Here is a 12,178-nt window from a genome sequence, read left to right on the forward strand (position 1 = left end):
CCCACCGCGACCGAACCACCGCCGACACCGCACGACACGAGCCGAGTTCCACCCCATAGATCCCCGCGCACCCCCGCGGCGTTAACACCGGGCCGCCGGCCCGCGAACACGCCTCACCAGGCGATTTCACATCTCCGGCCCTCTCCTGTTACTGTTTGTCCCGCACCGGAACACGGAGCAGGCGCCATTAGCTCAATTGGCAGAGCAGCTGACTCTTAATCAGCGGGTTCGGGGTTCGAGTCCCTGATGGCGCACAGAAATACCAGGTCAAGCTGTTACGCAGTTTGGCCTGGTCCTGCTTCTGGGGTTGTGACCAAGAGTACGCCAAGAATTCCGGGCCCCACTTCGATGTCAAGCGGTCCGGCCAAGCCCCTCCTCCAGAACCGCCGACGAGTCCGGTGCGCGCTCCGCCGATGCGATGTAGTGCCGCTCGGTAACCCCCTCTCGGGAGTGACCCAGTTGCTTCGCTGCCGTCTTCGCATCAACCCCTTCGGCGATGAGCGTGGCGACCGTCTTCCGGAACGTGTATTGGGTCACATCCTTGTACTCAGTGCCGCGCGCGTCGCGCCAGGTGCGGTTGAAGTTGTGCGGATCGCGCAGCACCCCGCCCCGACCGGGGAACACGAGCGCGGTCCTGTCTTCCACCTCCACCACTTCACCGCCCACCTCGCGCAACGCCTTGATGTCACACATCCGCCCATGCCTCGGGTCGTCCCGCAATCTGTTCAGCATGTCGACAGTGAACCCCGGCAACGCGACCGTTCGGTGCCCGGCGTCGGTCTTCGTCCACTCCTGCCGGAACAGGCCCTTCCCCTTCAGCCTCACCACGGTGGCGGCCACTGTGAACGTTGGAGGTCTCGATTCGAGATCGAACTGTTCCCAGGACGCCGCCAGCGCTTCTCCCGGACGCACACCCGAGCCCAGGATCAGGTCGGCGACATCCAGGATGAGCGGGTCACGTCGCGGCCCGTGAGTGTACGCGGGGGTACCCGGTATCTCGTTTCCCGCCAGCCACTCTCGTAGTTGCGCACGCAGACCTGCCAGGCGGTCCCGTTCGATGATCTGGGGCTTGGTTTTCCGTCGGCGTAGGCGTGAGGTATCACGCACGGGGTTCTCCGTCAGCGCGCCGTATCGAACTGCCAGGCCCATGATTCCGGTGAGGATCACTTTGTGAAGGCGGGCCTTCGCCTTCAAGCCCGCCGCCGCGACAGCCTGAATGTGCTCGTCAAGTCGACCAGCGTCCGCTTCCCATATACGCAGATTGCCCAGCGCGGGCCGAAGCTTGACGGCGTCCTTCTTGGCCCGCTTGTCCGTGCTGGCATCAATTTCGCCCTGGTAGCGGTCGTAGGACTGTTGATCCACGCCCTCGTCACGTTCGACTTCAGCGAGCCACAGATCCATCAGAACCGAGAGGCGAGTGTCTCGGGTGACCTTGCCGCGCGCCCGACCCTTGTACTGCTTCTGGAGTGCCGATAGCTTCCTCCGCAGCTCCACCTTCGCCTGGTTCTCCGTCTGCCGATGTGCGTCGACGACTCTGGCCTTGCCGTCGTACCCACGAAACGTCGCCCAGGCACGCCACGTTCCATCGGGCTTCTCCTTGGTGCCGATGTCACCGTAGCTGCCGAGCTCGGTGGCTGGTCGTGGCACAGGTCTTCTCCTTTCGTCGGTGGGTATCAAGCAGCTTCAGGCTGGTCATCGGTGTGCACCATGCATGCTTGGAGGTACGCGTCGAGATCGCCGAGTCGATACATGCACGAGTTGCCTGAGGGCTTCGAGTAGCGCGGGCCTCGTCCCAAGGCAGCCCAGTTCGCTAACGTTCTCGGGTGCACGCCCATGTAGTCGGCGGCCTCTTCGCGGGTGAGCCAGCGTTTGTGTCCTGCCCGGTGCGTGCCGCCAAATCGGTGCAGTGGCGTGACCACCTCTGCGCCGGAAGTTTCCGGATCCATGAAAACCTCTCTTTCTTCGTGTGCAATGCCGCACCCAGCTCCGGGGTGGCGGCCGTAGTCGGCAATGGCGTTGGGCCGTGAGATGTGGACCCGATCGGCCAGCCGACCGGGTCCATGAACGCTCCGTTACTGCCGAGCAGTCAAATACCTTCTCGTCCAACGTTTCTGACGGACCCATTGCCTGTTCCGTACGGCAATCCCGGCCGGGTCCGAATCGGCGGCCAGTGGCCGACCTGGCGGCCCGTACACGCGTCGGCCGGGCGGTATGCGACGGAACCGTTGAACACGCCCGCGTTTGGGGGGATGTCGACTGTTGTGGAACGGCGCACGACCGGAACTGACGTAGCGGGACTAAGACGGCTGTAGTGGTGGGAGGAAAGCGACATCGACATCGGCGTCTCCGTCATCGGTGGCGAGTTCGGCGGGGTCGGTGGTGATGAGTACGTTCTCGGTGGGCGAGGCCAACGACCCGAACACCGCGCGTTCGGTCCCGCCGACGGCGAGTAGCCCAGATCCGCGCGCCGCCGAGAGCAGGAACTGCTGCTCGCCGTCGGAGAGATGGAATGCGGTAGCGACCTCGTCGATAGCCTGGGGCGCCTGGCGCAACAGAATCTGAGTCGCGGCGTTGGAGGCGATCGCGCGTCCCAGCTCGGTGGAGCACACGTCGGCGCAGTCCTGGGTGGCGACGGTGAGTCCTGCCCAATGTTTGCGGAAGCTCTTGGCCGCCCGGAACAGGAATTCAGCTCCGGCAGGCTGGCGCAGCAGCAGCCATGCCTCGTCCACGGTGATCATGCGAGGCCGCCGTAGCCCCGGGTTGGACACCCGCCGCCACGTTGCGTCCAACACAAGCAGCGTGCCGATGGTTTTCAGTTCATCGGGCAACTCTCGCAGCGAGAACACGATCATCCCGCCTTGGGGTTCGGTGGTGGTGGGTCCGTCGAGGAGTCCGGCGTACGCTCCCTCGCCGGTGTAGGGGTGCAGTCCGGCGGCGAGTTCGGCGGCGGCGGGCGTGTCGAGGTGCTCGAGTTGGTTGCGTAGTCCGCTCAGGGTGGGTGTGCGTCTGGTCCAGGTGGCGGGGTCGTCGGTGATCCCGGCGGCGGTGTAGGTGGCCGCCAGGGCGGTGTCCAAAGCGGCTCGTTGCGCGGCGGTCTGGTCCCCGAGTAGTACCTGGATCAGGGTGTGGAGGAACAGTTTCCGCCGAGTGAGGGCATCAGTCGGGGCGCTGCGGCGGCCGTCGGGTCGGGTGTGGACTTCCAGGTCGAAGGGGTTGAGCCGGACTCCGGGTGCGCCGAGGCGGATATTTGTGCCGCCCACGGACTCGCTCAGGCGCCGGTATTCGTCTTCGGGGTCGATGATGACCTGTTCGATCCCGCGATAGAGAGCGCGAAGGATCTCGGTTTTGACCAGGTAGGACTTGCCGGCCCCGGAGCGGCCCAGGACGACGAGGTTGTGGTTGTGGGCCTCGGGACCGAACCGGTCCACGAACAGCAACCCGGAGGCGGCGTCGCGGCCGTAGAGAACGCCTTGGGGCCGGTCGGCCTGGGCGGGGTCGGCGGCGGGGAGTTGGGGTGAGTCGAAGGGGAAGGCCGCGGCGAGGGCGGTGGTGTCGAAGGTGCGCTGGACCCGGATCAGGTCGAGCCCGAGCGGCAGGGTGGTCACCCAGGCTTGAGCGGCCCGGTAGGACAGGGTGCAGGTGTCCAGGAGCAGGCTCGCCGCCAGCGCGCGAACGGCGGCGATCTCGTCGGCCAGTTCGGATTCCGAGGGGGCGTGGACGGTGAGGTAGATCCCGACGCGGAACAGCCTGGCCTCGGCGCGGGCGACGCGGGCGGAGAGGTCGGCGGCGTCTTCGACGGCGACGTCGACCTGCGGGTCGGTGAGGCGGCCCCGGCCGAGGTCGTGCATCCGGGAGGATTCGAGGCGGGCTTGCTGGCGGCGTAGCCGGGTGGCGGCGGTGGCCGGGTCGACCGGCTCGACGTGTACCGCGACCTCGACTCGCCCGGGGTGGGACAGCAGGGGTGCGAGCCAGCCGGCCGTCACCTCGCGCGGGTATCCGGTGACCGCGAGGGTCGCGCTCCAGTCGGATCCGATCTCGAGGTGCCGGGTGCCGATGGTCAGGGACTCCGGGGCGAACCGGTCGAGTCCCCCACCGGCGAACGGATCCGGTGTTCGGGTGTGCGGGTCGGTGGTGATGACGGTGTCGGCGGCGGTGATGTCGGCGGCGGCCGAGGCGAGGCTCTCGGGGTTGGTGCAGCTGGTCAGCACAGCGGTGGCGGCGTCGTGGTCGAGTGCGGTCACCGAGATCCCCAGTGGGGACAGGACGTCGGCGGCCTCGTTCATCCGGCGTAGCAGCCGGGACTCGGCCGCGCGGCGCGCAGCATCCGAGAGCGTGCGCCGGGCCCGGTGCTGTCCGGGCAGCCGAGCGCGCAGCCCGATGGTGGGCGGGGTCTGGGTCTGTTCGCGCCAGATCAGCAGCACCTGCCGGTGGACCGGGTCCTCGCGGGCGGTCAGCTCGGTGAGGTGGTCGGCGTGGTCGAGGGCCGCCGCGGCGAGGTCGGCCGACATCTGTTGGGCGGCGGTGTGCAGGCCGGTGATGTGTTCGGTCAGGTCGAGGCGGGCCGATCGGATGAGGATCTGGACGGGTTGGCGCAGGGTGTGCAGCCAGCCCGCGAGCTGGCCGACCAAGCTGTCCTGTTCGGGCGGGGTCCGCAACGACAGATTGAGAGTCCCGGCGACCGCGATGGCGGCCAGGCCGTCGGTGCCGAGGTCGATCACCCCGACAGCGCCGCTGCCGCTGCTCGACACCGACTCGGGCAGACGCGTCTGATTCGCCGACAGTTCGGAGGGCACCGGCAGCCGGGGACGTTGACGGTCGGTACGGGTAGTGATCCAGCGCGGTACCTGGGCGCGGGTGGCACCGTGCGATCGGATGAGGTGGCGTGGGCGCAGCCGGTGGCGAACAGCTGCGACGAGTAGTACATCGGCGGAGAGGCCATCGCGGCGGGTCAGGACCGCGACAGCGACGACGACGAACACCGGGGCCGCGACGGCGGCGAACACCGCCGGGGCGATCGTCGTTCTTGTCGCGGTCCAGGCCACGTAGAGCAGGACGGCGGTGGCGGCCAGGACGGCGAGCTGGCGGGCGGTGAACGGGCCCAGCAGCCGGTCGGAGCGGTCGACGTCGGTGGGGATACGCACGATGGTGCTCACTGGAGGGTTCCTCCTCTCGGCGCGCGTGGGGCGCGGCGGCGCACGGGCAGATCAGGCATGGGCAAGTGCAGCTGCCGCCCCGCCGGACGCGCCGGGGCCGGTGCGGGCGGTTGTGGTGGGTTGGGTGGCGGCGCAACGGGTTTGACCCGGGTGACCGGGAACGGCAGCACGTACTGTCCGGCACGGTTGGGCCGAAGACGCGCGTAGGGGTCGACAGGCGCGGGCTCGGTGAAGTCGAAGGCGAGCTGTTCGGTTCGCCGGGGCCTGGGCCGTTGTGGTGGCGGGGCCGTGTCCGGTGGGGTCGCACGGACTCGGCGCACCGGGATCGGGAGCGGGTATTGACCGTTGGCTCCGGCGCGGAGGCCCCGGTACGGGTCGGGTGGAGTGAAATCGAACGCGAGCTGGCGTCCTCTCGGTGTCCGGGCGGGCCGAGGTGCCGGGGCGCCACTCGTCTCGGCCGGTGTGCTCGGTTTGCGCGGAACCCGGCGAACTCCTTCCAGGGGAAGCATGAGCTGGCCGTCTCGGGTGGCGCGCGCCCGCGCGTATGGGTCGGGCGGGCCGCTGGCGGTGGTGCGCGGGCCGCGCGGGGCGCGGACCGGGCGCACGGTCCGCCGGGCCGGTGCCGCCGAGGAGGCGGTACGGGCGCTGCTCGATGTGGCGCCTTTGAGCATGCCGAGGGTTTTGTAGGCGATGAACGCGCGCACGATCGACCCGACGAACGAGCGGCCTTGCCCGATCTTGAGGACCGACAGCAGCCACATCGGGGTCTTGATCAACACGAACATCAACGCCAGAGCCACGGTGAGGTCGGCGATCTCGTTGGCGTCCGGGCCGAACAGATGCCAGCCGCCCGGGGTGAGCAGCACGCGCAGGACGGTCACCAGAGTCAGCGATTGCACGACCTGGACCGCCAGGCACGCGGCGAACGAGCGCCACCACCAGCGGGCGATACCGTCGAGACCGGGCAATCCGTGGCACATCAACGCCAGCGGAGCGCCCACGATCAGCAGGATCGTGATCGTGACCCGCACGACGTAGGAGATGAGCAGCACGAGCACCATCACCGCCAGCCCAAGTTGCAACAGCACGAACACGATCGGGCCCTGGGGTCTGGTGACGGCGAGTTGGGCCAGCGCGTCGGCGGCCGAGCCGGAGTCGACACCATCTCCGGCCATGGCACCGGCGAGTGCGTTGGCGAAGGTGATCGCGGCCGTGGCGATCATCATGCTCAGGCCACCGGCGACGAACCCGATCACCAGGCGGGGTGCGATTTCCCGGATCGACCATTGGGTTTGCGCGCTCTCGTGCATCATCAGCAGCACCCCGGCGGCCATCACGACCAGGACGTAGAGGGCGAGGACGATCTGCCAGGACTGGGTCCACAACGCCCCGATCTCGGGTATCCGCCCCGGGTCCGGTGTGGTGAGCAGGGTTTCCGACAGCAGATCGAGCAGCGGGTTGAGCGAGGTCTCCACGAGCCGCTGGAAGAACCCGTCGACCGCGTTCTGCACACACCCGCCGATGTTGGTGACCCCGCAATCAGCCGACCCCGACCCAGGAGTCGGCGTCGTACCTGGTCCGGGCGCGGTCTGGGTGGGCGACACTGGAACCGGACTGGTGGTAGAGGGCGGGGTCACCCACCGGCGCGGCGGTGTCGTGGTCGGTGGTGTCGTCGTGGTCGGTGGTGTCGTCGTGGTCGGTGGTGTCGTCGTGGTCGGCGGCGTGGTCGTGGGGACGGGTGTGGCCGGTGCCGGAGTCACCGGCGCGGCCGGAGTCGGCGTCGCGGGCTGGGCGGCGGCACCGGCGGCGGTGAGGGCGATCAGGATCGCGGCGAGCACCGCCGTGGCGCTGGCGGCAGCGGCGCGCGCGACCCCGGCGAACCGGAACCGGGCGGGTGGGGCCTGTGCCGAGGTACGCATCTCAGGCTCCGATGATCGACTTCAGCACAGCGACGACGACCGGTGCCAGCATCGCCAGCGCATATCCCAGGCACGAGGCACGAAAAGCGGTTTTGGCCTTCTCGATCTCGGCCGGATCACCTCCGCCGAGCAGATAGCGGGCTCCGGCGATGGTCAGGAACAACGTCGCCAATGCCGCGAGAATGCCGACGAGCCAGTTGCGGGCGTTATCGATCACCTCATCCAGCGACGAGGCGATCGCCAGCACCTCGGCGTGCGGCGGCGCCGCCGAAACGGATCCGGTGATCAGTACCAGCAGCGCCACACTCGTCGCCGTCGCCGCGAGCAGCCGCAACGAACGCCGCCCCCGCCGAGCCGACCGTCGTGTCTGGTTGAGATGTCCCTGGTTGGTGTTCATGCCGCGACCTGCCCGTGCTCGATGCTCGACGCTGCCGGGGTGATCGAGGGCCGGTCCAGCCGGCGACCTCGCCGCGGTGACCGATCCGGCGGCGCGAGGGCGGTGACCACCGCTACCTCGACCGGACTGGTGCGCTCGGGATCGACGTCTCGGGCACGGTTGTTCAGCCACGCGAGTAGCGCACGTTCGGCGCGGGGCCGCTGCTTGCGCAACTTCCACAGAGACACACCACGGTCAGCGGCCAAGGCGGTCAGCGAGCGGCCCTCCCACCGCGAGACGGCGATGAGTTCGGCCGCGTCGGCGGAGATCACCCCAGCGGCCACCGCGTGGGCCAGCACCATCTCCGGATGCCCCGGCCCGGACACCATCACCCGCCCCCGCTCCCCGAGTGGAACCAGGTCACCGTCGAGGTCTCCGACGAAGGTCACGCCGGTTCGCTGACCAGTTGCCGCCGCGCGGGCGGCGCGGTAAGCACCCCAACGCAGCCGATGCCACACCCCCGGCTCGTCCAGGCCGACGCGCGGGAGGTGAGCCAGGAACGCGGTCAGGATTTCGGACTCGATGTCATGGCGGGCGGCGTGATTCGACGTGACGCACTCGCTGGCGGTGCGCGACAGCATCGGCGCGGCCAGCCCCGCGCAGACGAGCATCGCGTCCGGCTCCTCGGCGCGGACCCGGCGCAGCAGCCACACCCAGATCGCGTCGACCTCGGTCATGGGGGTCGCCGGATCCCACAGCCGCTCGCGTAGCTGCCCCCAGGTCTGCACCGGGGTGGCGGGGCCGGGCTGCGCTGTCGGCATCGGGCGCGGGTGAGCGGGCAGGGTTTCGGTGGCGATCCGGTCGAAGCCCGCCCGCACCACCGCCAGCGGCGAGCCTGTAATACCGCCCGATCCGCGATATTTCACGGCGCGTGAATTCGTCACCACAAACCTCCTTGATCGTTCGAAACTTTCCTTGCCCCGCAAGGACACCTCGCACCCATATCCGAAACGCACCAAAACCACCCCCAAAACACACCCGCGAAACACCCAAACCACATCCAAAACACGTCCGCACACAGGCAGCGAACCAAGAGCTACCGCCGGAGGATCCGCCCACACTCATACGGCGGATTTCCCGAACCAGCGCATCGACCAGCGGATATCCGCGCACCGGTGTGGTTTGTGTGCGATGCGGGTGTGGTTTGGGTGCGATCCGGGTGCGATGCGGATGTGATGCGGATAGGACGAAATCCAGCTCGGCAAACGGTTGCGAAAAATCTTGAGAAACTTTCTCGACCGATTCGCCGCCGAAGGGATTCCGGTGGCCGATCGCCACTTAATGAATTCTCAGAGAAAAAGTCTGCGGTGCCGTGTCCCGATTTCGGATTTTCGGCGGAAGTAAGCGAGTACACACCGCTCTCTCACTCAGGAGGCCGCAATGCCCGCCAGTTCCCGCCGACCCCGTTCCACCTCCGCCGCCGTGCGTGTCCCCTCGACCTTGTGGGCGCTGGGGTCCGAGCCGCTCGATCCCGGGGACCGGTGGCCCGACCGGGCGCTGGTGCACACGATCACCGAATTCTCCGCGCCCGGTGCGCGGGTGATGTTGCTGGGTTGGCCCGCCCCCGCCGAGCGGGGCGCGTTGCGGATCATCGAGCCCGACATCGCCGCCGCCCTGTCCGCGATCGGTGATCTGGGCCGCCACGGCCTCGACGCCCCCACCGGCCGGACCTGGACGGACGAGCCGGTGGATCTGGTGATCGCGAGCCTGCTCGCTGAGCATCTCGACCCGCTCGCCGCCTCCGAGCACATCACGGCGCTCGCGACCGAGGTCCTCGCGATGGGTGGTTTGCTGGTCGTTCTCTCCCGTTGCCGACACAGCGAGTCCGGGCTCTTGTTCGACCCGGCCGGGTCGGTCGTGGCCGCCGCCCAAGCCGCCGATCTGCTCTACCTCCAGCACATCATCGCCGCCCCCGTCTCCGGGCAGACCGTCACCGCGACGCCCGTCCCGGCTCCGGCGGGCACCGCGCGCCACACCGTCGCGCACACCGACGTCTTCGTCTTCCTCCAGCCCGCCCATGGCTGAGCCCCTACGCCCTCTGCCCCCCGAACTCTCTCGCGAAGGACGTCCCATGACTGTCGACCCAACCACCGTCGCCCCTACCGACGTCGACTCCGTGATCCCCGCACAGCCGGGCCCGGCCGTCGCGCCGGTGTCGGTGTGGGCGACGGCCCAGACCGCGCCCACCGCGCAGCGGCGGGGCCGGTATCACCCCGACAGCACCGCCCACCCGGCGAAGATGTTCCCCGCCATCGTGCAGCACGCGGTCGCCACCTACACCCGCCCCGGTGATCTCGTGCTCGACCCGATGTGCGGGATCGGCACCACCCTCGTCGAGGCCCTGCATCTGGGCCGCCGGGCCGTGGGTGTGGAGTACGAAGCCCGGTGGGCGGAACTGGCGCGCACCAACATCGCGCTCACGCGCGAGGCCGGGATCGACCTCGCCGCGGAGATCTATCGGGGCGACGCCCGCAAGCTGGGCGAGCTGATCCCGGCCGGGCTGCGCGGCCAGGCGAGGCTGGTCATCACCTCCCCGCCCTACGGCGACAGTGTGCACGGGCACGTGCGCGCCAACCGCAAGGACCCGGTGCGCAAGAAGAACCACCGCTACGGCGCGGTTCTGGATCGGGGCAATCTCGCCAACGTCGGCCTCGGCCGCCTACTGTCAGGGTTCACCCGGATCCTGGCCGGGGCCGCTGAATACCTCGCTCCCGGTGGGTGTGTGGTGATCACCGCGCGGCCGTGGCGTCAGCACGCCGAACTCGTGCCGCTGCCCGCCCACCTCTACACCTGCGGCGAGCTGGCCGGGCTGGTGCCGGTGGAGCGGTGCGTGGCGTTGCTGGGTCGCCTCACCGAGGGTCAGCTCGTCGCCCGCAGCTCGTTCTTCCAGCGAGACTTCATCGTCAAGCAGCGCGCGGCCGGGCTGCCGATGCACCTCATCGCCCACGAGGACGTCATCATTCTGCGCAAGCCCGAAGCCACCGAGGCGACCGAAGGCCGCCGCGCGGCAAGGCGATTGCCGTTCGGCAGCGCGGCGACTCTGCCGACCGTCGAGGCAACCGGCCCGGGATCGGTGGCCGCGTGAATCCCGAGCAGGGATGGCTGGGCCGGGCGCTTCTCGCGCCCGGCCGGGCCGTGGCCGACCTGCGTGACACTCTCGAACACGCGCTCGTGTCCGCCGATGCCCTGGTCGTGGTCGCGGCTGGTGTCGCGGTGCTCGCCGCGGTACGGCTCGCGGCTCGGTGGCGGCGACGCCGGCTGAGTGCGCGTGCTCGCCAGATCACCGTGCTCACCCCACCTTCGGTGGATGCCAAAGGCGCTCTCACTTTTTGGGCGCACCTCGTCGGCCAGCTCCGTCCCGCGTGGGCGAGAACGCTGCTGGGACAGCCGCATCTGGGGTTCGAGTACACCGTCACCCCCGAGGAAGGAGCCGCGATCCGGCTCTGGGTGCCCGGCGCAATCCCACCCGGGTTGATCGAGCGGGCCGTCGCCTCGGCGTGGCCCGGCGCGCACACCGACACCCTCGAGCCCGCCCGGCCCCCGCTGCCGAACCCGGTCACCGGGGTCCGGCGGGTCGTGGCCGGAGGCGAGCTGCGTCTCGGGCGCCACGAGGGACTCCCGTTGAGCACCGAGCATTCCGGTGATCTGGTGCGCCAATTGATCACCGCCGCCGACGATCTGGGCCCCGGCCAGGCCGTGTGCGTGCAGATCCTGGCCCGACCGGTCACCGGCCGCCGCGTCGCCCGAGCCACCCGCGCCGCGGCGAGCACGGGTACCCGTGCCGGTGTCGCGGCGGGACTGCTGCGCCAGGCCCTCGACCTTCTCACCCCCGGTACGAGCAGCAGTCCCCGCTCCTCGCGCGCCGCCGCCGTGTCGGGGACCGGCCGGGGCACCGACCGGCAGACCTCGCTCGAATACAGCGCCGCCGCCCGCGCCGCAGCGGCCAAAGCGCGAGGGGCGCACTGGGAAACCGTCGTGCGCTATGCCGCCTCGATCCCGGTCTCCACCGATCCCGACGAGATCGACTCGACCGCCGAAGCGCGAGCGGTGGCGCGCGGGCGCGCCGACGCCCTGGCCACGACGTTCGGGGCGTGCACCGATCACAACTACTACCGGCGTCGCCGCCGCCCCTTACGCCTTCAGCGGTTGATCCGGGAGCGGCGCCTCGGGCGCGGGGACGTGTTGTCGGTGCCCGAGCTGGCCACGATCGCCCATCTGCCCACCGACGACGGGCTACCGGGCCTGCAGCGCGCCGGGGCCCGCGCCTTGTCCCCGGCCCCGGAGATCCCCGTCGGAGGGGAGTTCACGAAACCGCTGGGGATCTCCGACACCGGCACTCGCCGCCCCGTCGCGGTCAAAGTCAGCGACGCCCGTCACCACCTGCACATCCTCGGCCCGACCGGTGTCGGCAAGTCCACGTTGCTGGCGCGCACGATCCTCGATGACGCCGAGGCCGGGCGCGGGGTGATCGTGATCGACCCCAAGGGCGACCTCGTCACCGACGTCCTGTCTCGGCTGCCGTCGCGGATGGGTGAGCGGGTGGTGCTGTTCGATGCCGACTCACCCGCCGCGCCGCCGTGTGTGAATCCGCTCGATATCGGCCGGATCGGGCGCGCCGGGATGGATCTCGCGGTCGACAACCTCGTCACCGTCTTCCACCGGATCTTTCA

Annotated in this window: 9 protein-coding genes and 1 tRNA gene; 4 read left to right on the top strand and 6 right to left on the bottom strand. The window is 69.4% G+C overall.

The window, feature by feature from the left end:
- Positions 1–181: 181 nt before the first annotated feature.
- Positions 182–254 (top strand) — tRNA-Lys (locus DFR74_RS32570).
- A 97-nt stretch (positions 255–351) separates the two neighbouring features.
- Here the strand turns inward: DFR74_RS32570 and DFR74_RS32575 are convergent.
- From DFR74_RS32575 to DFR74_RS32600, 6 genes are all read right to left on the bottom strand, one after another.
- Positions 352–1,647 carry a tyrosine-type recombinase/integrase gene (locus DFR74_RS32575; protein ID WP_067511280.1) on the bottom strand — a complete coding sequence of 432 codons (1,296 nt, stop codon included), beginning with the start codon at positions 1,645–1,647 and terminating at the stop codon, positions 352–354.
- Positions 1,648–1,673: 26 nt separating this feature from the next.
- Positions 1,674–1,946, bottom strand: a complete 273-nt coding sequence (locus DFR74_RS32580; protein WP_084537900.1) for a helix-turn-helix transcriptional regulator — start codon at positions 1,944–1,946, stop codon at positions 1,674–1,676.
- A gap of 351 nt (positions 1,947–2,297) precedes the next feature.
- Positions 2,298–5,153: a PrgI family protein gene (locus DFR74_RS32585; RefSeq protein ID WP_067511281.1), complete on the bottom strand. Its 2,856-nt coding sequence runs from the start codon at positions 5,151–5,153 to the stop codon at positions 2,298–2,300.
- Positions 5,150–7,072, bottom strand: a complete 1,923-nt coding sequence (locus DFR74_RS32590; RefSeq protein ID WP_147266015.1) for a conjugal transfer protein TrbL family protein — start codon at positions 7,070–7,072, stop codon at positions 5,150–5,152. Before DFR74_RS32590 ends, DFR74_RS32585 begins: the two co-directional genes overlap by 4 nt.
- 1 nt (position 7,073) lies before the next feature.
- A complete protein-coding gene (locus DFR74_RS32595; RefSeq protein ID WP_232331824.1) occupies positions 7,074–7,469 on the bottom strand; it encodes a pilin in 396 nt (131 codons plus the stop codon).
- On the bottom strand, positions 7,466–8,392 hold the full coding sequence (locus tag DFR74_RS32600) for a hypothetical protein (RefSeq protein ID WP_147266016.1): 927 nt from the start codon (positions 8,390–8,392) through the stop codon (positions 7,466–7,468). The genes DFR74_RS32595 and DFR74_RS32600 overlap by 4 nt, the downstream gene beginning before the upstream one ends.
- 496 nt (positions 8,393–8,888) lie before the next feature.
- Between DFR74_RS32600 and DFR74_RS32605 the strand changes: the two genes are divergently transcribed.
- From DFR74_RS32605 to DFR74_RS32615, 3 genes are all read left to right on the top strand, one after another.
- Positions 8,889–9,533, top strand: a complete 645-nt coding sequence (locus DFR74_RS32605) for a hypothetical protein (RefSeq protein WP_067511284.1) — start codon at positions 8,889–8,891, stop codon at positions 9,531–9,533.
- Positions 9,534–9,579: 46 nt separating this feature from the next.
- Entirely contained in the window at positions 9,580–10,593 is a 1,014-nt protein-coding gene (locus tag DFR74_RS32610) for a TRM11 family SAM-dependent methyltransferase (protein WP_067511285.1), read from the top strand.
- On the top strand, positions 10,590–12,178 hold a 1,589-nt coding region (locus DFR74_RS32615; protein WP_113975389.1), incomplete at its 3' end, for a helicase HerA domain-containing protein. The genes DFR74_RS32610 and DFR74_RS32615, both read left to right, overlap by 4 nt.

This window comes from Nocardia puris, from assembly GCF_003315035.1.
Classification (GTDB): Bacteria; Actinomycetota; Actinomycetes; order Mycobacteriales; family Mycobacteriaceae; genus Nocardia; species Nocardia puris.